The sequence below is a fragment of the Streptomyces lycii genome (genome assembly GCF_009735685.1).
In the GTDB taxonomy this organism is placed as follows: domain Bacteria; phylum Actinomycetota; class Actinomycetes; order Streptomycetales; family Streptomycetaceae; genus Streptomyces; species Streptomyces lycii.
In genome coordinates, this window is record NZ_WHPN01000167.1 from 1 (window position 1) to 23462 (window position 23462).

Consider the following 23462-nt stretch of genomic DNA (forward strand, 5'->3'; position numbering starts at 1 on the left):
CGCCCTTTGTCCGGACAACCGGACTTCACGACTACCCGTCATCTCCCCGGACGGCTACGCTCGCCCCGTGGTGAAGCACGAAACAGACCGGAGCGGCACAGCGGGCTCGCTCGGGCTCAGCGTCGACCGCGGCAGCCCGGTCCCGCTCTACTTCCAGCTGTCCCAGCAGCTGGAGGAGGCGATCGAGAAGGGCGGCCTCGCCCCCGGCAGCCTGCTCGGCAACGAGATCGAGCTGGCCGGGCGGCTCGGCCTGTCCCGCCCCACCGTCCGGCAGGCGATCCAGTCGCTCGTCGACAAGGGGCTCCTCGTCCGCCGCCGCGGGGTCGGCACCCAGGTGGTGCACAGCCGGGTGAAGCGGCCGCTGGAGCTCAGCAGCCTCTACGACGACCTGGAGACCGCCGGCCAGCGCCCCGCCACCCGGGTCCTGCGCAACACGACCGAACCGGCCGGCCCCGAGGTGGCCGCCGCCCTGGGGGTGCCCGAGGACACCGAGGTGATCCTCATCGAGCGGCTGCGGCTCGCGCACGGCCAGCCCATGGCGTATCTGCGCAACCATCTCCCGTCCGGGCTGCTGGAGCTGCCGACCGAGCGGTTGGAGGCCACCGGGCTGTACCGGCTGATGCGCGGCGCGGGCATCACGCTGCACAGCGCCCGGCAGTCCGTCGGCGCGCGGGCGGCCGGTGCCGAGGAGGCGCAGCGGCTGGAGGAGCCGGAGGGCGCGCCGCTGCTGACGATGGAGCGCACGACCTTCGACGACACGGGGCGGGCGGTGGAGTTCGGCTCGCACGTCTACCGGGCGTCCCGCTACGCCTTCGAGTTCCAGCTGCTCGTCCGCCCGTAAGTATGTACTGACAAAGTATTGACGGGGGCTCCGCGGGCCGTTAGAACTCACCCAGCCGCACTCGGGCGGCCCGGGAGGGAAGGCGGTCTCACCATGGCGCGTGGAGGCGACGCTCGTACGGCAGGCGCTCGTACGGTACGGGCGGCTCGTGCGGCACGGGCCGCTCGTACGGTCCCGGCGCTGCTGACCGCGGCGGCGCTGCTCGCCACGGCCGCGTGCAGCGGGTCCGGCGGCAAGGACGGCGAGGGCCGGGAGAGCGGCGACGGCGGCGGCAAGGGCGTCGGCACCGAGCGGATGACGGTCGCGATGGTCACCCACGCCGGCGAGGGCGACACCTTCTGGGACATCGTGAAGAGCGGCGCCGAGCAGGCGGCCGCCAAGGACAACGTCGAGTTCCTCTACTCCGCCGACAAGGAGGGCGACGAGCAGGCCCAGCTCGTGCAGACCGCGGTGGACCGCGAGGTCGACGGCCTGATCGTCACGCTCGCCAAGCCGAAGGCGCTGGAATCCGTCGTCAAGAAGGCCGTACGGGCCGGCATCCCCGTCGTCACCATCAACTCCGGCGCCCGGCACTCGGAGCCGCTGGGCGCCCTCTCGCACATCGGCCAGGACGAGTCCGTCGCCGGTGAGGCGGTCGGGGAGGAGCTGAACCGGGAGGGCCGCGAGAAGGCGCTGTGCGTGATCCACGAGCAGGGCAACGTCTCGCTGGAGGAGCGCTGCGCCGGAGCGGCGAAGACGTTCGACGGATCGATGGACCTGCTGAACGTGGACGGCACCAACATGCCCTCCACCCAGTCCTCCGTCGAGGCCAAGCTCCAGGCCGACCAGGACATCGACGCCGTCGTGGCCCTCGGCGCGCCGTTCGCCGCCGCCGCCGTCAAGGCCAAGGAGAACGCCGGCAGCCGGGCGCAGATCGCGACCTTCGACCTCAACGCCTCGGTGGTGAAGGCCCTCCGGGCCGGTGACGTCCGTTTCGCCGTGGACCAGCAGCCGTATCTCCAGGGCTATCTGGCGGTCGACGAGCTGTGGCTGCACCGGACCAACGCGAACGTCCTCGGCGGGGGCGAACCCGTGCTCACCGGCCCGGCCGTCGTCACGGAGAAGGACGTGCCGCGACTGGAGAAGTACATCGAACGCGGCACCCGGTGAACCGGCGCCCGGCGGCCCGCGGCGAGCCGGTGCCGCCACCCGGCCCCAGGGCTCCGAACAGCGGTGACGGATACTGGGGCGCCGGGGCGGGCGCGACCGGCCCCCGGCCCCGCGGCGGCCGGCGGCGGACCGCGCACCGGGCACAGCAGGCACAGCAGGCACAGCGAGGAAGGCACGACTTCGTGGCAAGGGTTCGGACAGCAGTACGTGTGACGGGTGCCGCACTGGCGGCGGTGCTCGCCACGACCCTCGTGGGGTGCAGCAGTACGGGCGGCAAGCGCGCCGAGGAGCGGGCCGCCGCCGAGGCCGCCGGGGGCCGCGCCGCGGTCAACACGCCTCGCTGGACCTTCGCCATGGTCACGCACTCGGGCGACGGCGACACCTTCTGGGACATCGTCCAGCGGGGCGCGAAGCAGGCCGCCGCCAAGGACAACGTCAAGTTCCTCTACGCGCAGCACGACGAGGGCCAGCAGCAGGCCGAGCTGGTCCAGTCCATGATCGACCAGAAGGTCGACGGGCTCGTCGTCACACTCGCCAAGCCGAAGTCCATGGAGGCCGTCGTCAAGAAGGCCGTCAAGGCCGGCATCCCGGTGATCACCGTGAACTCCGGGTCGGCCGAGTCCGAGGACTTCGGCGCCCTGACCCACGTCGGCCAGGACGAGACCATCGCGGGCGAGGCCGTCGGCGAGGAACTCAACAAGCGCGGGAAGAAGAAGGCGGTCTGCGTCCTGCACGAGCAGGGCAACGTGGGCCACGAGCAGCGCTGCGACGGTGCCCGCAAGACCTTCGACGGCACGCTGGAGAACCTCTACGTCGAGGGCACCAACATGCCCGAGGTGCAGTCGGCCATCGAGGCCCGGCTCCAGTCGGACAGCGCCGTCGACGCCGTCGTCACCCTCGGCGCGCCGTTCGCCGCGACCGCCGTCAAGGCCAAGAAGAACGCGGGCAGCGAGGCCGAGGTCGACACCTTCGACCTCAACGCCCAGGTCGCCCGCTCGCTCGACGCAAAGGAACTCGGCTTCGCCGTCGACCAGCAGCCGTACCTCCAGGGCTACCAGGCGATCGACCTGCTCTGGCTGCAGAAGTACAACGCCCACGTGCTCGGCGGCGGCCGGCCCGTCCTCACCGGCCCGCAGATCATCCGCCAGGAGGACGCCGCCGACCTCGAGCAGTACACGAAGCGGGGGACCCGATGACAGCGACCGCCAAGGCGCCGGCGGAGCCCGCCGACGAACGCCTGCTGCACACCTCGCTGCTCCGCCGGCTGATGGGCCGCCCCGAGCTGGGCGCCGTCGTCGGGGCGGTGGCCGTGTTCGTCTTCTTCTCGTTCGCGGCCGACAGCTTCCTCCAGGTGTCCAGCCTGAGCACCGTCCTCTACGCGGCGTCGACGATCGGGATCATGGCCGTACCCGTCGCGCTGCTGATGATCGGCGGCGAGTTCGACCTGTCGACCGGTGTGATGGTGACCTCCTCCGCGCTGGTCTCCTCGATGTTCAGCTATCAGATGACGGCGAACGTCTGGGTCGGCGTCGGGGTGTCGCTGCTGGTCACGCTCGCCATCGGCTTCTTCAACGGCTTCATGCTGGTGCGCACCAAGCTCCCGAGCTTCATCATCACGCTCGGCACCTTCCTGATGCTGACCGGCCTCAACCTCGGCTTCACCAAGCTGATCAGCGGCGGAGTGGGGACGAAGACCATCGGCGACATGGAGGGCTTCGACTCGGCCCGCGCCGTGTTCGCCTCCCGGTTCGTCGTCGGTGACGCCGACGTGCGGGTCACGGTCCTGTGGTGGCTCGGCCTGGTCGCCCTCGCCACCTGGATCCTGCTGCGCACCCGCGCCGGGAACTGGATCTTCGCCTCCGGCGGCGGCGCGAACGCCGCCCGCGCGGTCGGCGTCCCGGTCGACCGCACCAAGATCGGCCTCTACATGGGGGTGGCGTTCGCCGCCTGGGTCGCCGGCCAGCACCTGCTCTTCGAGTACGACTCGGTCCAGTCCGGGGAGGGCGTCGGCAACGAGTTCCTCTACATCATCGCGGCGGTCATCGGCGGCTGCCTGATGACCGGCGGCTACGGCTCGGCGATCGGCTCCGCGGTCGGCGCGCTCATCTTCGGGATGACCAGCAAGGGCATCGTCTACGCGCAGTGGGACCCCGACTGGTTCAAGTTCTTCCTCGGGGCCATGCTGCTGCTGGCCACGCTCCTCAACGCATGGGTCCGCAAGCGGGCGGAGGCAACGAAGTGACCGCACTCGTCGAGCTGACCGGCGTCAGCAAGTTCTACGGCAACATCAAGGCGCTCCAGGACGTGAGCCTCCAGGTCCACCCGGGCGAGATCAGCTGCGTCCTCGGTGACAACGGGGCCGGCAAGTCCACCCTGATCAAGATCATCGCCGGATTGCACCAGCACGACGCGGGCACCTTCGCCGTGGAGGGCGAGGAGCGCCGGCTCGCCTCCCCGCGCGAGGCCCTCGACCTGGGCATCGCCACCGTCTACCAGGACCTGGCCGTCGTGCCGCTGATGCCGGTCTGGCGGAACTTCTTCCTCGGCTCCGAGCCGACCCGGGGCACCGGCCCCTTCAAGCGGCTCGACGTCGACACGATGCGCCGGACGACCCGCTCCGAGATGCTGCGCATGGGCATCGACCTGCGCGACGTCGACCAGCCGATCGGGACCCTCTCGGGCGGCGAGCGGCAGTGCGTGGCGATCGCCCGCGCCGTCCACTTCGGCGCCAAGGTCCTCGTCCTCGACGAGCCCACCGCCGCGCTCGGCGTCAAGCAGTCCGGGGTGGTCCTGAAGTACGTCGCGGCCGCGCGGGACGCCGGTCTCGGCGTGGTCCTGATCACGCACAACCCGCACCACGCCCATCTCGTCGGCGACCGCTTCGTACTCCTCAAGCGCGGCACCATGGCCGGCAGCCACACCAAGGACGAGATCAGCCTGGACGAGCTGACGCGCCAGATGGCGGGCGGCTCGGAGCTGGAGCAGCTCAGCCACGAGTTGGAGCGGGCCCCGGCCCCGGACCTGTCCCGGGACGGCGGAAGCCGGGGATAGCCGGTCACAGCGGCACGGGCGCGGGCCCCGGCCGCCGGGGGGCCGGGGCCGTGCCGCGGCCGGTCCCGGGACGGTCCGGTTGTGCGCCGCGGGGGCAACCTGAGGCACAATCGCCCTCGGACGACCGACCACCGCCGACGAGACCTGCGAGCCGATGAGCACCTACCGCGAGCTGACCCACCGGGGCTCGGCCCGGGCCACCGTCCTGCGCACCGTGGGCACGCGCGAGCGCCGCTCGCACCTCTCCGCGCCGCGGGTCCCGACCGTCGGCATCGACATCGGGGGCACGAAGGTCGCCGCCGGGGTCGTCGACGCCGACGGCAACATCCTGGAGAAGGTCCGCACCGAGACCCCCGAGAAGTCCAAGAGCCCCAAGGTCGTCGAGAACACCATCGTCGAACTGGTGCTGGACCTCTCCGACCGGCATGACGTGCACGCCGTGGGCATCGGCGCGGCCGGCTGGGTCGACGCGGACCGCTCCAAGGTCCTCTTCGCCCCCCATCTGGCCTGGCGCAACGAGCCGCTGCGCGACGCCCTCACCTCCCGGCTCGCGGTCCCCGTCATGGTCGACAACGACGCCAACACCGCCGCCTGGGGCGAGTGGCGCTTCGGCGCGGGCCGTGGCGAGGACCACATCGTCATGATCACCCTGGGCACCGGCATCGGCGGCGCCATACTGGAGGACGGGCAGGTCAAGCGCGGCAGCTACGGGGTGGCCGGCGAGTTCGGCCACATGCAGGTCGTGCCGGGCGGGCACCGCTGCCCGTGCGGCAACCGCGGCTGCTGGGAGCAGTACAGCTCCGGGAACGCCCTGGTCCGGGAGGCCCGTGAGCTGGCCGCCGCCGACTCCCCGGTGGCGTACAACATCATCGACCGGGTCGGCGGCAACATCACCGAGATCACCGGGCCGCTCATCACCGAGCTGGCCCGGGAGGGCGACGCCATGTGCGTCGAGCTGCTCCAGGACATCGGGCAGTGGCTCGGCGTCGGCATCGCCAATCTGGCCGCCGCCCTCGACCCGGCCGCGTTCGTCGTCGGCGGGGGCGTCAGCGCCGCCGACGACCTGCTGATCGGCCCCGCCCGGGACGCCTTCCGGCGCCAGCTCACCGGCCGCGGCTACCGGCCGGAGGCCCGGATCAGCAAGGCCCAGCTCGGCAACGAGGCGGGCCTGGTCGGCGCCGCCGACCTCGCCCGGCTGGTGGCCCGCCGCTTCCGCCGCGCCAACCGGCGCCGCGTCGAGCGGTACGAACGTTACGAACGCTACGCACAGGCGGTCCGAGGAGGGCGCGTATGACCACCGAGGACCTCACGCCCCGGACGGAACCGGCCGCGGCACCCGGCGGAGGCGGCTCCGGCGGTCCGGCCGGCGGCCCTCCGGCGCCGGGCGGCGAGCGGCGCCCGGCGAGCCCGCGCCGCCGCCTGTTCACCCTGCTGATCGTCATCCTGCTCATCGGCATCCCGGCGGGCTACATCGTGGTGTCGGCGGGGCAGAGCCGCGACAGCGGCGAGGACAAGCAGGCCCGCGCCGCCGCCACCGGCCTGACCGCGGGCTGGCCCTCCAAGGTGACCCGCCGCATCTACGACGTGCCGATCACCGGCTACTCCGCCGACGTGGCCTGGTACGAGACCAACAGCTGGAACACCAGCAAGCTGTACGCGCAGTTCGTCACCTCCGACAAGGGGCTGGACCTCTTCCTGAGCCGGATCGACAGCAGCCGCTCCGCCCTCCGGGAGGGCCGGGTCACCATCAGCGAGCGGGAGGCCGCCGAGGTGGGCTGGAAGCTCGGCGCCGGAGAGGTCTCCGACTCCTCGTACGCGCTCGACACCGGCGCCACCCGGGCCGGCGACTGGTCCGGCATGGTGCACAAGCAGCGCTCCCCGGAGCCGACGCTCGACATCACGGTGGACTTCAGCAACCCGGCCCACCCCAAGGTGTACGTCGTCTCCACGGTCAAGCTCTGAGCCCGCGGGCGGCCCGGACCGGGCCCGCCGGCGCACGGGTCGTGACGACCGTCCGACGACGCCCGGCCCGTCCGCGGACCGTGCGCGGTGGCGTGGTCCCCGGACCGTGCGCGGTGGCCGGACCCCCGGGCCGTGCGCGGTGGCCGCGCCCTGGGCGCCGGCGCGGAGCCGCCCGTACCGTGTTCCCCGCAACTGCCGGGCCCGCTCCACGGCCCCCGGCAACCGGCACCCGAAGGGAACACATGCCTGTGCGGACCTACGACAACCCTGTGATCAGCGGGTTCCACCCCGATCCGAGCGTGTGCCGGGTCGGCGGCGACTACTACCTGGTGTGCTCCAGTTTCGAGTACTTCCCCGGGCTGCCGGTCTTCCACAGCAAGGACCTCGTGCACTGGGAGCAGATCGGCAACGTGCTCGACCGGCCCGGGCAACTGCCGCTGCCCGTCCCCGGTACCAAGGCGTCCGGCGGTCTCTACGCCCCCACGATCCGCCACCACGACGGCCGTTACTGGGTCGTCAACACCAATGTCGGCGGCGGCGGCAACTTCATCGTCTCCGCCGAGCGTCCCGAGGGGCCGTGGAGCGACCCGGTGTGGATCGATCTGCCCGGGATCGACCCCGATCTGGCGTGGGAACAGGACGGCACCTGCTGGTGCGCCTTCTCCGGGCCGGCGGGCGGCATCAACATGGCCAGGATCGACCCGTTCAAGGGCGAGGTGCTGGAGGGTCCCTTCGCCTCGTGGTCGGGCAGCGGACTCAAGTTCCCGGAGGCGCCGCACCTCTACCGCATCGGCGACTGGTGGTACCTGCTGATCGCCGAGGGCGGCACGGAACGCGGCCACAGCGTGTCCGTCGCCCGCGGCCGGTCACCGCGCGGCCCCTGGGAGGGCGCGCCCGCCAACCCCCTGCTGTCCCACAGCGGCACCGCCCGAGCCGTCCAGAACACCGGCCACGCCGACCTGGTGGAGGCTCCCGACGGCAGCTGGTGGATGGTGCTGCTCGGCGTCCGCCCCCGCGGTTTCACGCCCGACGTGCACGTGCTCGGCCGCGAGACGTTCCTGACCCCCGTGGAGTGGGACGAGGACGGCTGGCCCGTCGTCGCGCCCGTGCCCGAGAGCCACCCGGCCCCGGGCGGTGCCTGGCACCCCGTTCCGGCCCCGCCCGCCCGCGACGACTTCGACGCGCCCGCTCTCGCGCCGTACTGGATCTCTCCGTTCGCCCGCCCGGAGGGCTCCTGGTCGCTCACCGAGCGCCCCGGCCGGCTGGCCCTCACCGCCACCGGCCCCACCCTCGACCGCCCCGGGTACACCTTCGTGGGCCGCCGCCAGCAGCACCACGACTGCCGCGTCAGCGCCGAGATCGACCCGGGGGCGGGGCGCGGCGGCCTCTGCGTGCGCCTGGACGAGGCCCATCACTACGAACTGGAGGTCGGTGACGGCGAGGCCGGTGTCGTCGCCCGCATCGGTCCGCTGCGCCGGACCGTGGCCGCCTGTCCGGTCCCGTCCGGGCCGCTGACCCTCACCGTCACGATCCGTACGACCGGCCTCGTGCCCGCCTCGCCCGAGCTGACCGACGGCGGGACCACGGGCCCCGACACCATCGCCTTCTGGCTCGGCGATCCCGGTGCCCCGGACGCCCGGCCGCTCGCCGAACTGGACGGGCGCTATCTGTCCACCGAGGTCGCCTGCGGCTTCACCGGCCGGGTGATCGGCATGTACGCCACCGAGGGCACGGTCGCCTTCGACTGGTTCGAGTACGTCCCCGTCCCGGCGCCCTCCGCCTGACGCCCGTCGTGCGGCACCCGCCCCGGTGCGGGCGCCGCACGCCGCGTACCGCGAGGCGGCATCCCGGGATTCGCGGCCTCGTCAGCGGCCGGCCGGGGCGGCAGCGGCAACGCCCCGGCGTCCTGGCCGGTCTGCTCGCCGGATATCCTGGGCGCATGTCCCCCCGACCCGTCGGATCGCGCCCGACACTGTCATTGGTGGCCAAAACCGCTGGTACGAGCGTTCCCACTGTGTCCAAGGTGCTGCGGGGCGGGACCGACGTCTCGGCCGAGACGCGCGCGAAGGTCATGGCGGCCGTGCAAGCCGTCGGCTACACCCGCCGCGCCGGGGCCATGAGCGAAAGCGTGCGGGTCGAGAGGGACTTGTCCAACGTGCTCGATCTCGTGGTCACCCACTTCGAGGAGTCCTGGGCGAACCTGGTGATAGCGGGGGTCGGGCGGGAGGCGGCGGCAGCGGGACTCGACGTCGTACTGACGCTCGCCGATCCGCACGGTGACTGGGTGTCGCGGGTCCTGCGAAGGCGTGCCGTCGGCACGATCGGGACGCTGATCGATCCCACCTCGCGACAGTTCAACGCGCTTTCCGCCGCCGGTGTCCCGGTGGTGCTGATCGACCCGATGAGCACACCGCCGTCGGGGGTCGCGAGCATCGGCGTGGCGAACTGGGACGGCGGCCGCATGGCCGCCGAACATCTGCTGTCCCTCGGCCATGTGCGGACGGGGGTTGTCGCCGGCCACGCCCGCCATCTCTTCAGCCGCGCGCGCGTCGACGGTTTCCGTGCGGCAGCCGACACGGCGACCGCCAGCGGTGCCACGGTGTCCGTGGTCCACGGCGGCTGGAACCGCGCCAAGGCGACGGCCGCCGTCCACGCCCTCCTCGACAGCGACCCGGGGATCACGGGGGTCTTCGCCTGCTCGGACCCCATGGCGCTGGGCGTCTACGACGCACTGAACGCCCGGGGTTTGCGGATTCCCGAGGACATCAGCGTCATCGGCTTCGACGACCTGCCCGAGGCGCAGTACATCTGCCCGGGGCTGACGACCGTCAGACAGCCCTGCACCGAGTTGGGCGCCACAGCGGTCAAGCTCCTGATCGAGCTGTCCCGGGGCGAGAACGGCGGCTCCCGGCCGCCCGCCCGCATGGAGTTGGCCACCGAACTGGTCGTCCGTGCCTCCACCGGGCCCGCCTCGGCGGCCGCGGCGCCACGCCGGTGACGTGACGGGGGCGCCCCGGCCGGACTCACCGGGGGCGCCGTCACCACGGCCCGGGGACGGGGCGGCTCGGACGGTCGGCGCCATGACGGACCGGGCGGTTCCGCCGCTCGGCGCCCGCCCCCGCCGGAGGCAGGGCGGGGGCGGGCGTGAGGCGGTCCGGTCCGGGGCCCGGTGCCGGTTCAGCCCTTCACGGCGCCGGTGAGACCGCCGACGATCCGCTTCTCGAAGACCGAGAAGAAGATCAGTGCGGGCAGCATGGCGAGTGAGGTGAACGCGAGGACCTTCGCGGTGTCCGTGGAGTACTGCGAGGAGAACGCCTGGACGCCGAGCGGCAGGGTGAAGTTCGCCTGTGAATTGAGGATGAACAGGGGCAGGACGTAGTTGTTCCAGCTCCCCAGGAACGCGAGGATGCCGACGGTCACCACACCGGGCAGCGACAGCGGGATCACCATGCGGAAGAAGAACCCGAGCCGGCTCGCGCCGTCGATCGCCGCGGCCTCCTCGATCTCGTTCGGAATGGCCCGGAGGAACGGCACCAGGATGATGACGGTCACCGGCAGGCCGAAGGCTATCTGCGGGATGATCACGCCCAGCAGGTTGTCGACGAGGCCGAGGTCCTTGATGACGAGATACAGCGGGGTGATCGCGATGACCATCGGGAACATCAGGCCCGCGGCGAACAGGGAGTACATCGCGCCCTTGAGCTTGAAGTCGTAGCGTGCGATCACGAAGCTCACCATCAGGCCGAGAACGACGATGCCGATGGTGCTCACGAGCGCGACGATGAGCGAGTTGGCGAACTCGCCCCAGAAGACGGTCGACTTCAGGACGTTGACGTAGTTGCTGACGACCCAGGGATCGGGCAGGGCGGCCGGGCTCGACGAGATCTGCGAGTTGGTGCGGAATCCGCCGATCACGATGTAGAGCACCGGGGCGATGCAGACGCCGATGAAGAGCAGCGCGACGAAGTAGGTGAAGGGGCTCCCCCACTTCTGCGGCTTGTCCCGGCTGTCGCGGCGGCCGGCGGGTGCCTCCGGCCCGGCGGCGGAGGGTATCCGGGAGGTGGCGGTCGTCGCGCTCATCACACGGTCCCTTCGGTGACGGCGCCCCGGAGGTCGCGGCGCAGGAGGAAGCGCTGGTAGATCAGCGCGACGATGAGCGAGATCAGGAACATCACGACGGCTACGGCGCTGCCGTAGCCGTAGTTGCCCGCGTTGCGGCCCTGGGCGAGCATGTAGATCGCCATGGTCGAGGTGCCCGCGGTGCCGGAGACGTACTGGCCCCAGATGATGTAGACGAGGTCGAACAGCTGCAGCGAGCCGATGATCGACAGGAACGCCCAGATCCGGATCGTCGGCCCCAGCAGCGGCAGCGTGATGCGGCGCTGGATCTGCCAGTAGGAGGCGCCGTCGATCTGCGCGGCCTCGAACAGCTCGTCGGGAATCGACTGCAGGCCGGCGAGCATCAGGATCACCGCGAAGCCGATGTACTTCCACGAGATGATGGCCATCAGCGTCCAGAGGGCCAGGTCCGGGTCCGAGAGCCAGTCGGCCTCCAGGGCGCCCAGGCCGATCTGCCGCAGCAGGTCGTTGACGGCGCCGTTGCTCTGGAGCATCAGGCTCCAGCCGGTGCCGACGATGACCTCGGAGATGATGTAGGGCACGAAGATCAGCACGCGGATGACCGAGCGGCCGCGGATCCTTTGGTTGAGCAGGAGCGCGAGGGCGATCGCCAGCGGACCCTGGATCAGCAGTGAGAGCACCAGGATCAGGCCGTTGTGCTGCAGCACGTCCTGGAACGCGGGGTCGCCGAGGATCAGCTTGTAGTTGTTCAGGCCGACCCAGTCGGTGGGCTCCCCGTAACCCTTCCACCGGTAGAAGCCGTAGTACGCGGCGAGCACGACCGGGAAGATCACGAACGTCAGGAACAGGACGAGCGCCGGTGCGGACAGGGCCGCGATCTCAAGTCGCATCTTGGCACGGCTCCGGCGGCGCGCGGCCGCTCGCGGCGGAGCCGGGGACGCGGACTCGGCCGCGTCCCCGACTCGGGGCGTGCCCTGCGACTGGCGGCTGTCGGCCGGGTCAGTACCCAGGGTGTTGCTCATGGTCTGCTTACTCAGCCCTTCGCGGCGGCAGCGTTGACGTCCTTGACGATGTCTGCTGCGGAGCCCTCGCCGGCCAGCAGGTTCACGACGGCGATGTTCATGGCGTTGCCGACGTTCTGGCCGTATTCGGTGTCAAGGAACTGCATCGAGTAGGCGGCCTTGTTGAAGGCCTCCAGTGCCGAGACGTTGTAGGAGTCGGTGACGACCTTCTGGGCCTCCTTGTTCACCGGGATCGCGTCGAAGGCCTCGGCATAGGCCTCCTGCTGGTCCTTGGCCACGACGAACTGGAGGAAGCCGAGGGCCTCCTTCGGCGCGTTCTTGGACAGCGAGTAGCCGCCGGCGCCGCCCATGATGGCAGTCGGGTCGCCCTTGCCCCCGGGCACGGCGGGGAAGGGGAACCAGCCCAGGTCGGGGAGCGGCTTCTCGTCCGGGGTCAGGCCGGCGATCACCCCCGGGTTCCAGTTGCCCATGAGTTCCATGGCCGCCTTGTGGTTCGCGAGCAGGCCCGCCGACGACCCGGCACCCTGCTGCGCCGAAGCCGTCAGGAAACCCTTCTGGAACGGATCGACGTCCAGCAGCGCAGCCAGGTCCTCGCCGGCCTTGGTCCAGCACGGGTCGTCGAACTCGAGCGACTTGGCGGCCGTCTGCATGGTCTCCCGGCTGCACTCGCGCAGGGCGAAGTTGTAATACCAGTGCGCGGCCGGCCACGCGTCCTTGGCGCCGACCGCGATCGGCGCGACCTTGATCGCCTTCAGCTTCGCGACGGCGTCCTTGAGCTCGTCCATCGTCGTCGGCGGCTTGGTGATGCCGGCCTTCTTGAACAGGTCCTTGCTGTAGTAGATGCCCTCGGGCTGCGTGTCGACCGGCATCGCGTAGACCTTGCCGTCGATCGAAACGCCCGCGAGAGCCGCCGAGCCCGTATTGGCCTTGTCGGTGTCGGTCAGGTCCAGCGCCTGGATCTGACCGGCGTCGACCATGGCCTGCATCTTGCCGCCGCCGCGCTGCAAGAAGATGTCGGGTGCGGAGTTCGAGTTGAGCGAGGTCTGCAACTTGCCGTCGAAGTCCTCGTTCTGGACGGCCTGGATCTTGATCGTGACGCCCGGGTTCTCCGACTGGTACTCCTTCACGGTGTCCCGCCAGTACTGCGCGCCGGGCCCGGTCGTCGAGTTGTGCCAGAAGGTCAATGTGGCCTTGCCGTCAGGCGAACCGCCGCTGTCACCGCCGCCGGCGCAACCGGATACGGCCAGTGCGATGCTCAAGCCGATCGCGGCAGCCGTCGCGCTGCGGGTTTTCCTCGTCATCGTGGGGACTCCCTGATCTGTTGTCAGTGACCCAACTGGTGTTAAGTTGCGCAAACAAATGTGCCGTCCGCGAAGTCGCAGCAATGTGTACAGCCCAAAATTGGCAGGCGGCAACCTACAATTTTCGCAAGTTGTGCAATCGTTACGGACATGGTCGTCGTCCGCGCGCGGCACGCGAGCGAGAGCGAGACCGATCCACCCGCCCGTCCCCGGCGCGCCGCACGGCATTCCGCGCCGCACCGCAGCAAAGGATCACCACGATGCGGATCGTCGTTCCCCACCAGTCGTCGGCCCGGCTCTCCGGCGCCTGGCGGCACTGTGTCGGCACGGGGCGGTTCGACCTCGCGCTGCGGCGCGACTACCAGGAGTCGCTCGCCCTCGTCCAGCGGGAGATCGGGTTCCGGTACATCCGGGGGCACGGCCTGCTGAGCGACGGGACGGGCGTCCACCGCCCCTACGACCACGCCGGCGAGCGGCGGGTGCGCCACGCCTTCACCTACGTCGACCAGGTCGTCGACGCCTACCTGGAGATGGGCATCGCGCCCTTCCTCGAACTCGGCTTCATGCCGTCCGGGCTGGCCTCCGGCGACGACACCGTGTTCTGGTGGCGGGGCAACATCACCCCTCCCCGCGACGAGAAGGAGTGGGCGGACCTCGTCCGCGCCGTCATCCGGCACCTGGTCGACCGGTACGGCCTCGACCAGGTGCGCCGGTGGCCGATCGAGGTGTGGAACGAGCCCAACCTGGCGGCGTTCTGGTCCGCGGACCAGGACGCCTACCACCGCCTCTACGAGGTGACCTCGCTGGCCGTCAAGGACGTCGACGCCGAACTCGCGGTCGGCGGCCCGTCACTGGCACCGGGTTACGAGGACGAGTGGATCCAGCGCTTCGCCGCCTTCGTCGAGGCCCGTGATCTGCCGATCGACTTCGTGAGCCGCCATGCCTACTCCTCCGGGCCCGTGCAGCCCGTGCCGTTCGGCGCGCACCAGACGCTCATGCCGGCGTCGGCGCTGCTGGAGCAGTTCGGCGCCCCGCGGCGGCAGCTCGCGGGCACCGGGCTCGCCGGCCTGCCGGTCCACATCACCGAGTTCAACTCCTCGTACCGGCCGGACAACCCGATCCACGACACCGCGTTCCACGCGGCGTACCTCGCGCCCGTGCTGGCGAACGGGGGTGACATCGCGGACTCCTTCTCGTACTGGACGTTCTGCGACGTGTTCGAGGAGGTCGGCATTCCCACCGCGCCGTTCCACGGCGGTTTCGGGCTGCTGACGCACCGCCAGATCAAGAAGCCCACCTACCACCTGTACGCCTTCATGGCGGAGATGGGCGAGCAGGTGCTCGCCCGGGGCGAGGACCACCTGGTGACACGGCACGGCGACGGGCGCGTCACCGTGCTGGCCTGGGCGCCTGCCGACCCGGCCGGGGGCAGGCCCGTCGGCGGCCACACCGTCCGGCTGTCCCTGCCCGTCGGCGTCCCGGGCGCGCGGGGCTCCGCCTTCGCGCTCCGCCGCTCCGTGCACGAGGAGGCCGGCAACTCCTGGGCCGCCTGGTGCGAGATGGGGCGGCCGCTCGCGCCCGGCAACCGCGCGCTCGACGCCCTCCACGAGGCCGCCGAACCCGCCCGCTCGCACCGGAGCGTGCCCGTCGCCGGGGGGCGCGCCGACGTGGACCTCGTGCTGGGCGCCAACGAGGTGACGCTGCTGGAGCTGACCCCGGTCGTCGACGAGACTCCGGAGTGGTGGAGCGACGGCCGGCTGTTCGGCCTGGGCGCCGAGGACTTCGGCCCCGCCGCGAACCGGTCCTGAGACCGGGGCCGGGCGCCCGGGCTCCCGCGGGAGTGCCCGGGAACGCGGGCCTTCCCGCCGGCGGGTGCGCCCGGTCCGGGGGCCTCTGACCCGGCAGACCCGGAGCGGTGGATTCCGGACTCGGTGCGGCGCGTTCCGGTCCGGCTACGGGGCGTACGGCCGTAGCGGCGATCCCGTGAAGGCCGGTCCCCCCGCGAGCACACCACCCCCGCCTCCCAGTAGCGTGACCGGGTGAGCGACATGAAGACCCTCCAGTACCGGACCGACGGTCCACAGGACGCCCCCACACTCGTCCTGGGCCCCGGGCTGGGGACAACCTGGCACATGTGGGACCGGCAGATACCCGAGCTGACGCGGCACTGGCGCGTCATCCGCTTCGACCTGCCGGGACACGGCGGCGCGCCCGCCCACCCGGCCACGGACGTCTTCGCGCTGGCCGACCGGCTGCTGGCCACCCTCGACGCGATGGGCGTCGACCGCTTCGGCTACGCGGGCTGCTCCATCAGCGGTGCCGTCGGGGCCGCGCTGGCGCTGCGCCATCCCGAGCGCCTGGCCTCGCTGGCCCTGGTCTCGTCCTCCGCCCGCTTCGGCACCGCCGACGAGTACCGGCAGCGCGGCGTGATCGTCCGCACCAACGGGCTCGACCCGATCGCCCGCTCCGCGCCCGAGCGCTGGTTCACCCCGGTGTTCGCCGGGGCGCAGCCCGCGATCGTCGACTGGTCCGTGCAGATGGTGCGGACCACCGACCCCGGCTGCTACATCGCCGCCTGCGAGGCGCTCGCGGCCTTCGACATCCGCTCCGAGCTGGGCCGGATCGGCGTACCGACGCTGGTGCTGGCCGGCTCCGAGGACCGGGTGACGTCACCCGCCGACGCGCGGGTCCTGGTGGCCGGGATACCGGACGCCCGGCTCGCGCTCGTCCCCGGCACCTCCCACCTGGCCCCCGTCGAGCAGCCCACGGCCGTCACCGACCTGCTGGTACGGCACTTCACCACTTCCTGGACCGGCGACGGCACCCAGACCGGCATGACCGCCATCACCCCGCCCGCCCCGCAGCAGGCCATCGCGCCCCCCGCACCGCACGGCCCCGCCTACGTCCCCGCCGGGCCGGTCGGCGAGATAGCGCCCCCGGAGATCCCCGCGAACACCCCGGCGGGCCGCCCCGACCCGTACGAACCGGGCATGAAGGTGCGCCGGGAGGTGCTCGGTGACGCGCACGTCGACCGGGCGGTGGAGAGCACCGACGACTTCACCGAGGACTTCCAGGACTTCATCACCCGCTACGCCTGGGGCGAGGTGTGGACCCGGCCCGGCATCGACCGCCGCACCCGCAGCGTCATCACCCTGACCGCCCTGGTCGCGGGCGGTCACCTGGACGAGCTGGCGTTCCACACCCGGGCCGCGCTCCGCAACGGGCTCACCCCGGCGGAGATCAAGGAGGTGCTGCTCCAGACGGCGGTCTACTGCGGGGTCCCGGCGGCGAACTCGGCGTTCAAGGTCGCCCGGGAAGTCGTCCGGCAGGAGACCACCCCCGAGGAGTAGCAGGATGGGGCCCGGGAAGCAGTGACCCGGACCGGGTCCGCCGAAGAGGAGGAGCGAGAAGCGTGCAGCTCACCAAGAAGGGCCATTCCTGCGTCCGGCTGGAGAAGGACGGGCGGGTGCTCGTCATCGACCCCGGAGGATTCAGCGAACCGGACGCCGCCGTCGGCGCCGAGGCGGTGCTGGTCACCCACGAGCACCCGGACCACTTCGCCGAGGACCGGCTGCGCGCCGCGCTGGAGGCGGACCCGGAGGCCCGGATCTGGACCCTGCGGAGCGTCGCCGACCAGCTGTCCGCGGCCTTCCCGGGGCGCGTCACGACCGTCGGCCACGGCGACACCTTCCGGGCCGCCGGATTCGACGTCGAGGTGCACGGCGAGCTGCACGCCGTGATCCACCCCGACATCCCCCGAATCACCAACGTCGGCTATTTCGTGGACGGCTCGGTCTTCCACCCCGGGGACGCGCTGACCGTTCCCGGCCGGCCCGTGGAGACGCTGATGCTGCCGGTGCACGCCCCGTGGAACAAGATCGCGGAAGTGATCGAGTACGTCCGCGAGGTCGCGCCCCGCCAGGCCCTGGACGTCCACGACGGGCTGCTGCGCGATCAGGCGCGTCCGGTCTACGACCGGATGCTCGGCCCCGACGGACCCGGCGTGGCCGGTGCGCGGCACGACAGGCTGGCACCGGGGGAGTCGCTGGCACTCTGAGCACCGCGCCCGGCGGGCTCCCGCCCGACCGGTCCCGGCCGGGCCTCCGCCGGGACGGCGGCTGTCCTCGCCCGTGTCCCCGCCCGTGTCCCCGTCGGTCCGCGCCCGTGTCCCCGCCGGTCCCCGCCCGGGCCTTCGGGCGTCCCCGGCCGGGACCGGGGACGCCCGGGGCCGGTTGTCGGTGGCGCCGGGTAGATTCGGAGCCATGCGCATCGCGACCTGGAACGTCAATTCGATCACTGCCCGGCTGCCCCGGCTGCTGGCCTGGCTGGAGAGCAGCGGCACCGACGTGCTGTGCGTCCAGGAGACCAAGTGCACCGACGAGCAGTTCCCCCGCGAGCCGCTGCGGGAGCTGGGCTACGAGTCCGCGGTCCACGCAGACGGCCGGTGGAACGGCGTGGCCGTGCTCTCCCGGGTGGGACTCACGGAGGTGACCACGGGCCTCCCCGGCGGTCCCGCGTACGAGGGCGTGCAGGAGCCGCGCGCCATCTCCGCGACCTGCGGCCCGGCCCGCGTCTGGTCGGTCTACGTGCCCAACGGCCGCGAGGTCGGCCACGACCACTACGCGTACAAGCTGCGCTGGCTGGAGGCGCTGCGCCTGGCGGTCGCCGAGGACGCGGCGGGGGAGCGCCCCTTCGCCGTCCTCGGGGACTACAACATCGCGCCGACCGACGCCGACGTCTACGACCGGTCGCTCTTCGAGGGCTCCACGCATGTCACCGAGGCGGAGCGGGCCGCCCTCGCGGCGCTGCGCGAATCCGGACTCTCGGACGTCGTGCCGCGCCCGCTGAAGTACGACCACCCGTACACCTACTGGGACTACCGGCAGCTGTGCTTCCCCAAGAACCGCGGCATGCGGATCGACCTGGTCTACGGCAACGCCCCGTTCGCGGGCGTCGTCAAGGACGCGTATGTCGACCGTGAGGAGCGCAAGGGCAAGGGCCCCTCGGACCACGCGCCGGTGGTAGTGGACCTCGACGTCTGACCGGCGGGCGCGGCGCCGGGCGGCCGTGCGCGGCGGGCGGCCGCCGCGCAGCCGTCCCGGACGGGCGCCGCGTGTCCCCGCCGGACCGTACCCGCGGACCGCACCCGCCCCGGTGCCCGGCCTGCCCGCCGGGCCCCGCTGCGGCCCGGCGGACACGGCCGTCAGGTCGCCCGGCCGCCGTCGTTGCCACCCGCCCGTCGGGACCTCCCGGCGCCCGTCACCTCCCGGCGGGCTTCACCTCCCGGCCGTCGTCGTGCCTCCCGGCCGGCACGGCCTCCCAGCCTCACGGTCTCCCAGCCTCACGGCACCAGTTTCCGCAGGTCCACCGACTCGGCGAGGGCCCGCAGCCCGGCGTCGCCCGGGTGCAGGTGGTCGCCGCTGTCGTAGGCCGGGAGCATCCGGGAGGGCCGCTCCGGGTCCCGGATCACGGCGTCGAAGTCGAGCATCGCGTCGAACACCTCGCCCGGCCCGCTGTGCTCCCGGATGAAGGCGTTCACGGCGGTGCGGCGGGCGTCGACCTCCGGGCTGCAGTCCGGGTAGCCCTCGCAGGGCGCGACGGTCGCCGCGACGACCTTCAGGCCCCGTTCCCGCGCCCGCTCGGCGATGGCCCGCAGCCCGGCCGTCACCTGCTCCGGCGAGGTACCCCAGCGGACGTCGTTGATGCCCTCGAAGACCACGACGGTGCGCACCCCGGTCTGCGCGAGCACGTCGCGCTCCAGCCGGTGCTGGGCGCTGACGCCGCCGGTGTCCGTGGAGACCCCGTCGCCGGGATAGCGGTCGGTGACGACGCGGTTCGCCGAGATGCCGTGGTTGAGCACGCCGTACCGCGGCACCTCGTGCTGCCGCTGGAGCCGCTGGGCCAGGACGTTCGGCCAGCGCCGGTTGCCGTCGACCGTCGAGGTGTTCCCGTCGGTGATCGAGTCCCCGAGCGCCACCACCGAACCCGGCCCGCCGCGCACGTCCACACCGGTCAGGAACGGGTACGTGGTCAGCGTCTCGGTGAAGGCCGAGCCGTCCGCGTCACCGGAGCGGTCCCCGCTGCCCGGTGTGCTCAGGAACGACCGCTGGAGCGCCTTGGTGTGCACGGGCGCGGCCAGCACCGGGCCCGGGAGGTGGAAGCTGACCAGCAGGTTCGTGTTCGCGGGGACGGAGAAGTCCAGCGGGTCGCTCCACAGCTGCGCGCCCGCGGGGATCTCCGCCCCGGACCGTCCGGCGAAGGCCAGCGGCACCGGCTCGCCGGCGGCCCCGGCGCCCGAGTCCTGGAGCGCGACCGTGGCGCTGCCGATCCGCACCGGCCCGGCCGCGAACGTGTTGTCGAGCCGGATCCGCACCCCGGGCCCGCCGGCGCTGGTGTGCACCACCAGCCGCAGCGTGCGGTCCGTCCACGGCCCGACCTCGGTGTAGCCCCCGGTGCTCGCCGCCCAGCTGCCCGTCCAGCCGTCCGACGGCTCCCGTACGGAGGCCGCGAAGACGTGCAGGTCGGTGCGCGGACCGGGGTCGCGCGGCAGGACCACGGACTCGACGGTGCGCCGGCGGTCGGCGGGCACGCTCACCGCGTACAACCGGGCGGACTCGTCCAACTGCCCGTCGGGGGTGTTCACGTGCGGCAGCGCGAGGGCCTTGGTGCCGAGCGGGCCGGTGCGCCAGTCGGGGGCGGTGAGGGTGAAGGTGCTGGTCGCGCCGCCCCGGTAGCGGACCGTCCCGGTGCCGGTCGCGGTGCCGCCGGTGCCGGCGACCAGGAACGTCACGGCGTCACCGCGCCCGTGCAGCCGCACCGGTTGGCCGTCGGCGCGGACGTTGTCGGGTGTGCCGGGAGCGGAGCGGGGCCAGGTCAGCCGGGCCGCGTCGAGGGAGAGCGTACGGCCGGGGGTCCAGCCGGCGGCCGCCAGGTCCTGGGCGGACAGCGAGCCCCCGGCACCGTCGAAATCGGCCCGGCCGGGATCGGCGTCGTCACCGGTGGCGACATTGTCGAACAGCCGGTGCAGCGGGGCGGGCCCGCCCGGGGCGCGGTCCCGGGCCGCGGCGGCGGACGGTGTCAGGGCGGCGATCAGGGCCAGCACGACGACGGCGACGGCCCCCGCCGGGCCGGTGCGGAACCCGGAACCCGCAGGAGTGACCCGTACTCTCCCGGCCTTCGGCATGGGCTACCTCATCTGCAACAACGGCAACGGCGGTGCGGAAGCGCGGCACAGATACGACAGGGGCCGGATGACGTCCGGGGAATCCCAGGATGACACCGGGAAGAACAATCGGCCATACGGCCTACCGCGCGCCCTGTGGTCTCAGCCGCCGCCGGATGCGAGTCTGGGGGCATGAACATCCCGTTCCTGGGCAACTGGCGCAAGCGGAACGACGGTGACCGCCCGGTGGCGGTGCGCGACGTGTCCGAGGACGTTCCGGCCGGCCGGGACGGTGCGGACCGGCGCGCGGAGGAGCCCGCGCACGGCACCGGAGGCGGGACGGCGGGAGACGCCGGGGTCGCGGAACTGCTCGCCGAGTGCGAGCTGCTGCGCGCCCGCGCCGAGGACGCCGGAATCGAGCTGGACGACACCCCGGAGTCCCTGGAGGCGCTGGACCAGCTGCTGCCGCGCTGGCGGGACGACCCCGAGGAACTGCCCTGGCTGGGCAACGACGCGGGCCTCTATCTGGGCACGGTCGTGGTCCGCACGGTGCCCGGCGCCTCCTGGCACATCCGGCCCGGCGGCGGCCCGGTGGTGCGGCTGGTGTCGGGCCGTGAACTGAACGTGGTCGAGACCGGTTTGGACTGGGCGGTCACGGGTGCGCCGGAGCTGTCGCAGGTCTACGCGGAGGTCCGCTCGTACTGAACCGGCCGGCTCCGCGGCAGCGGGCGGTGCGCACGCCGGCGGACGGCGGCCCGGTGGGCGTCCCCGTGCGCGTCCCGGGACCGGCCCGCGGTTCCGGGCGGCGTGCCGGGCCGGACGTACGGGCCGGACTCCGGGACGCGCATTTCCCGGGAGGACCGCCCGCGCTCCCTGCTCGCGGGCGGTCCCCGACGGTGCGGCCGAACTGCGGCCGGACTGTGGCCGGACGTGCCGGGAGGCGCGGGGCGCGACGGTCCGCCTCCCGTCGCCGGCGGGGGAGTTGCGGAGGTTCCCCGGCGTGGTGCGGAGGGAGGTTCTCCGGCGTGCGAAGGAGGGCCGGACCGGTCGAGCGGAGACCGGTCCGGCCTGGTGACCGGGGCCGTGGGGACGGCCCCGGCCGGCTTGCGGCGCCCGGCGGCCCGTCAGAGGCGCACCGGCACCGAGACATGGGACGGGTCGGCGGCGGGGGAGGAGAAGGTGAGCTTCGCGCCGCCCGGGTTGTGCTCGATGTAGAGCGGGTCGACGGTGTCGACGACCAGCGCGAGCCTGTGCCCGGCGGGCACGTCGTACGCCGTCGAGAACAGCTCCAGATCGACCCCGAAGGGCTCGCCCGGCGTCCTGTCGTGCCAGCTGAGCGGCGCGTGCGTGACGAGCTTGCCGAGGCCGAGCGGGCCGACGTCGTAGAGGTACGCGACCGCGGTGCCGCTGGAGGCGGTTCCCGTGACGGTGGTGTGGAGCTTCACCGTGCCGCGGATCCGCTGCTCGGCGGTGTACCGCTCGGACTGCCAGACGGCCGCCAGCGAGCGGGGGAGCAGCGGCACGGAGGCCGTGGGCGACAGCCGGAGCAGCTGGTCCAGGGCGCTGGAGAGCATGACCAGGCCGCCGTTGGCGCCGGAGTCGAGATTGGTGTTGATCCGCCGGGCCTCCGGCAGCGGGATGCGCTCCGTCCGCGCGGACACGTCCTTCCAGCTGTCGTAGCCCTCGTAGGCCCCGCCGGAGCGGGACTTGAGCTGTACCGGCCGCTCCCGGTCGATTCCGTTGTCGACGCCCTTGAGGTGGTGGTCGAGCCAGCGGTGGGCGTTCGTCCAGACGTCGTTGGGCAGCCCGAGCAGGCCGGTGGCCTCGGCGGTCGCGTGGTCGCCCGGCCGGAACTCCAGCCGCTTCGGCCCGGTGAGCCGCTCGAAGAAGTCGGCGTACTGGTTGGGCGGGAAGATCGAGTCCCCCCAGGCGTTGCCGAGCATGACGGCGGCGCCGCCCGCGTTGATGCGGTCGGTGAACGTCGCAGGGGAACGTTTCTTCGCCCAGGCGATCATCTCGTCCTCCCGGTCCAGGTTCGAGGTGAAGAAATCGTTCATCACCTCCCGGAGTTCGTCACCCGGCCGCCCGGTGAGGTGGCCCAGGCCGGTCAGCATGCCCGCCGCCTGCGAGTGCTGGGTGCGGCCGCTGTAGATGGAGCCGATCAGGTCGGCCCAGCCGCTGAGCGCGACCACGGCGCCGATCCGCGGATCGTGCGCGGCGGCCATCAGCCCGATGCCCGCGCCGTACGAGACCCCGGCCATGCCGATGTGGTCAGGGTCCGCGGGGGTGTTGGCGAGCGCCCAGTCGACGACCGCCGAGGCGTCGCCGACGTCCTCGGGCCCGGCGACCTCGATCTCGCCGCCGGACTGGAGGAAACCGCGGGAGTTGTAGGTCAGCACGACGTAGCCGTCGTCGGCGAGCTTCTTCGCCTGGGCGAGATATTCGATCTGCGGGGTCGCCCAGCTGGTGGGCAGCACGACGAGCGGGTACCGCCGGGAGCCGTCGTGACCGCCGGGGGTGACGACGTTCGCGGCCAGCCGGGTGCCGCCGTGGCCCGGGATGTCGACGAACTCGACGGAGGCGGGGGCCCGTACGGCGGTACCGGACCCGGCGGGCGCCTGCACGGACGCCTGCGCGGGCGCTGGGGCGGGCGCGGCACGGGCGGCCGGGGCGAAGCCGAAGGCGGTGCCGGCGAGCACCGCCGCGGAGGCGAGGCCGGCGGTGGGGGTGCGCAGGGGCTTACGAGGGTGTCCCATGGGGTCAGCTCCTGACAGGGGTGCCGGGTGGGTGAGGCCCGGCACACGCGCGGAAAGTAACCCGACGGTAACCTTGCTTGATTACCCGAGGTAACCTCTCGGTGAGTTACGTGTGGGTAACATTTGACGCGGCGGTCA

At 72.4% G+C, this 23462-nt stretch carries 19 protein-coding genes; 14 read left to right on the forward strand and 5 right to left on the reverse strand.

Features of this window, described 5'->3' with window-relative positions; all coding sequences use genetic code 11:
* Positions 1-67: 67 nt before the first annotated feature.
* From GCU69_RS06885 to GCU69_RS06925, 9 genes are all read left to right on the forward strand, one after another.
* Positions 68-841, forward strand: a complete 774-nt coding sequence (locus GCU69_RS06885; protein WP_098750073.1) for a GntR family transcriptional regulator — start codon at positions 68-70, stop codon at positions 839-841.
* A gap of 93 nt (positions 842-934) precedes the next feature.
* Entirely contained in the window at positions 935-1990 is a 1056-nt protein-coding gene (locus GCU69_RS06890; protein ID WP_156205411.1) for a sugar ABC transporter substrate-binding protein, read from the forward strand.
* 182 nt (positions 1991-2172) lie between these two features.
* Positions 2173-3186, forward strand: coding sequence for a sugar ABC transporter substrate-binding protein (locus tag GCU69_RS06895; protein WP_098750075.1), 1014 nt, complete (start codon positions 2173-2175; stop codon positions 3184-3186).
* Entirely contained in the window at positions 3183-4232 is a 1050-nt protein-coding gene (locus GCU69_RS06900; RefSeq protein WP_098750076.1) for an ABC transporter permease, read from the forward strand. The genes GCU69_RS06895 and GCU69_RS06900 overlap by 4 nt, the downstream gene beginning before the upstream one ends.
* Positions 4199-5041, forward strand: a complete 843-nt coding sequence (locus GCU69_RS06905; protein WP_156205412.1) for an ATP-binding cassette domain-containing protein — start codon at positions 4199-4201, stop codon at positions 5039-5041. Before GCU69_RS06900 ends, GCU69_RS06905 begins: the two co-directional genes overlap by 34 nt.
* A gap of 154 nt (positions 5042-5195) precedes the next feature.
* Positions 5196-6335, forward strand: a complete 1140-nt coding sequence (locus GCU69_RS06910; RefSeq protein WP_098750078.1) for an ROK family glucokinase — start codon at positions 5196-5198, stop codon at positions 6333-6335.
* Positions 6332-7003: a sugar kinase gene (locus GCU69_RS06915; protein ID WP_170315792.1), complete on the forward strand. Its 672-nt coding sequence runs from the start codon at positions 6332-6334 to the stop codon at positions 7001-7003. Before GCU69_RS06910 ends, GCU69_RS06915 begins: the two co-directional genes overlap by 4 nt.
* Before the next feature lie 248 nt (positions 7004-7251).
* Entirely contained in the window at positions 7252-8787 is a 1536-nt protein-coding gene (locus GCU69_RS06920; protein ID WP_098750079.1) for a glycoside hydrolase family 43 protein, read from the forward strand.
* Between the two features lie 197 nt (positions 8788-8984).
* Positions 8985-10001: a LacI family DNA-binding transcriptional regulator gene (locus GCU69_RS06925; RefSeq protein WP_235978291.1), complete on the forward strand. Its 1017-nt coding sequence runs from the start codon at positions 8985-8987 to the stop codon at positions 9999-10001.
* 179 nt (positions 10002-10180) lie between these two features.
* Here the strand turns inward: GCU69_RS06925 and GCU69_RS06930 are convergent, their stop codons facing one another.
* From GCU69_RS06930 to GCU69_RS06940, 3 genes are read right to left on the reverse strand one after another with little or no spacing between them, the layout of a single operon-like run.
* Positions 10181-11083, reverse strand: a complete 903-nt coding sequence (locus tag GCU69_RS06930; protein WP_098750081.1) for a carbohydrate ABC transporter permease — start codon at positions 11081-11083, stop codon at positions 10181-10183.
* Positions 11083-12105 carry a carbohydrate ABC transporter permease gene (locus GCU69_RS06935; RefSeq protein WP_156205414.1) on the reverse strand — a complete coding sequence of 341 codons (1023 nt, stop codon included), beginning with the start codon at positions 12103-12105 and terminating at the stop codon, positions 11083-11085. The genes GCU69_RS06930 and GCU69_RS06935 overlap by 1 nt, the downstream gene beginning before the upstream one ends.
* An 11-nt stretch (positions 12106-12116) precedes the next feature.
* Positions 12117-13406 (reverse strand): ABC transporter substrate-binding protein, encoded by a 1290-nt coding sequence (locus GCU69_RS06940; RefSeq protein WP_098750083.1) that lies wholly within the window; start codon positions 13404-13406, stop codon positions 12117-12119.
* A gap of 260 nt (positions 13407-13666) precedes the next feature.
* Here GCU69_RS06940 and GCU69_RS06945 point away from each other — a divergent pair, with 260 nt between their 5' ends.
* The 4 genes from GCU69_RS06945 (at position 13667) to GCU69_RS06960 (ending at position 18448) form a co-directional block, all read left to right on the forward strand.
* Positions 13667-15214, forward strand: a complete 1548-nt coding sequence (locus GCU69_RS06945) for a GH39 family glycosyl hydrolase (protein ID WP_156205415.1) — start codon at positions 13667-13669, stop codon at positions 15212-15214.
* Positions 15215-15454: 240 nt separating this feature from the next.
* The gene (pcaDC, locus tag GCU69_RS06950; RefSeq protein ID WP_156205419.1) at positions 15455-16756 is read left to right on the forward strand and encodes a bifunctional 3-oxoadipate enol-lactonase/4-carboxymuconolactone decarboxylase PcaDC; all 1302 of its coding nucleotides are present in this window, start codon (positions 15455-15457) and stop codon (positions 16754-16756) included.
* Positions 16757-16818: 62 nt separating this feature from the next.
* Positions 16819-17463 carry an MBL fold metallo-hydrolase gene (locus GCU69_RS06955; RefSeq protein ID WP_156205416.1) on the forward strand — a complete coding sequence of 215 codons (645 nt, stop codon included), beginning with the start codon at positions 16819-16821 and terminating at the stop codon, positions 17461-17463.
* A gap of 205 nt (positions 17464-17668) precedes the next feature.
* Positions 17669-18448: an exodeoxyribonuclease III gene (locus GCU69_RS06960; protein WP_098754326.1), complete on the forward strand. Its 780-nt coding sequence runs from the start codon at positions 17669-17671 to the stop codon at positions 18446-18448.
* A gap of 299 nt (positions 18449-18747) precedes the next feature.
* Here GCU69_RS06960 and GCU69_RS06965 read toward each other — a convergent pair whose 3' ends face one another.
* Entirely contained in the window at positions 18748-20589 is a 1842-nt protein-coding gene (locus GCU69_RS06965; protein WP_098754327.1) for an SGNH/GDSL hydrolase family protein, read from the reverse strand.
* 171 nt (positions 20590-20760) lie between these two features.
* On the opposite strand from GCU69_RS06965, the gene GCU69_RS06970 reads away from it, so the two are divergent.
* Positions 20761-21273, forward strand: coding sequence for a DUF6278 family protein (locus GCU69_RS06970; RefSeq protein ID WP_156205417.1), 513 nt, complete (start codon positions 20761-20763; stop codon positions 21271-21273).
* Positions 21274-21692: 419 nt separating this feature from the next.
* Here GCU69_RS06970 and GCU69_RS06975 read toward each other — a convergent pair whose 3' ends face one another.
* The gene (locus GCU69_RS06975; RefSeq protein WP_156205418.1) at positions 21693-23324 is read right to left on the reverse strand and encodes an alpha/beta fold hydrolase; all 1632 of its coding nucleotides are present in this window, start codon (positions 23322-23324) and stop codon (positions 21693-21695) included.
* Positions 23325-23462: the final 138 nt, after the last annotated feature.

Coding starts and splice junctions, on each gene's coding strand:
- GCU69_RS06890 (WP_156205411.1), top strand. CDS start 935: ATGGCGCGTGGAGGCGACGCTCGTACGGCAGGCGCTCGTACGGTACGG.
- GCU69_RS06900 (WP_098750076.1), top strand. CDS start 3,183: ATGACAGCGACCGCCAAGGCGCCGGCGGAGCCCGCCGACGAACGCCTG.
- GCU69_RS06905 (WP_156205412.1), top strand. CDS start 4,199: ATGGGTCCGCAAGCGGGCGGAGGCAACGAAGTGACCGCACTCGTCGAG.
- GCU69_RS06910 (WP_098750078.1), top strand. CDS start 5,196: ATGAGCACCTACCGCGAGCTGACCCACCGGGGCTCGGCCCGGGCCACC.
- GCU69_RS06915 (WP_170315792.1), top strand. CDS start 6,332: ATGACCACCGAGGACCTCACGCCCCGGACGGAACCGGCCGCGGCACCC.
- GCU69_RS06930 (WP_098750081.1), bottom strand. CDS start 11,083: ATGAGCGCGACGACCGCCACCTCCCGGATACCCTCCGCCGCCGGGCCG.
- GCU69_RS06935 (WP_156205414.1), bottom strand. CDS start 12,105: ATGAGCAACACCCTGGGTACTGACCCGGCCGACAGCCGCCAGTCGCAG.
- GCU69_RS06940 (WP_098750083.1), bottom strand. CDS start 13,406: ATGACGAGGAAAACCCGCAGCGCGACGGCTGCCGCGATCGGCTTGAGC.
- GCU69_RS06945 (WP_156205415.1), top strand. CDS start 13,667: ATGCGGATCGTCGTTCCCCACCAGTCGTCGGCCCGGCTCTCCGGCGCC.
- pcaDC (WP_156205419.1), top strand. CDS start 15,455: ATGAAGACCCTCCAGTACCGGACCGACGGTCCACAGGACGCCCCCACA.
- GCU69_RS06960 (WP_098754326.1), top strand. CDS start 17,669: ATGCGCATCGCGACCTGGAACGTCAATTCGATCACTGCCCGGCTGCCC.
- GCU69_RS06965 (WP_098754327.1), bottom strand. CDS start 20,589: ATGCCGAAGGCCGGGAGAGTACGGGTCACTCCTGCGGGTTCCGGGTTC.
- GCU69_RS06970 (WP_156205417.1), top strand. CDS start 20,761: ATGAACATCCCGTTCCTGGGCAACTGGCGCAAGCGGAACGACGGTGAC.
- GCU69_RS06975 (WP_156205418.1), bottom strand. CDS start 23,324: ATGGGACACCCTCGTAAGCCCCTGCGCACCCCCACCGCCGGCCTCGCC.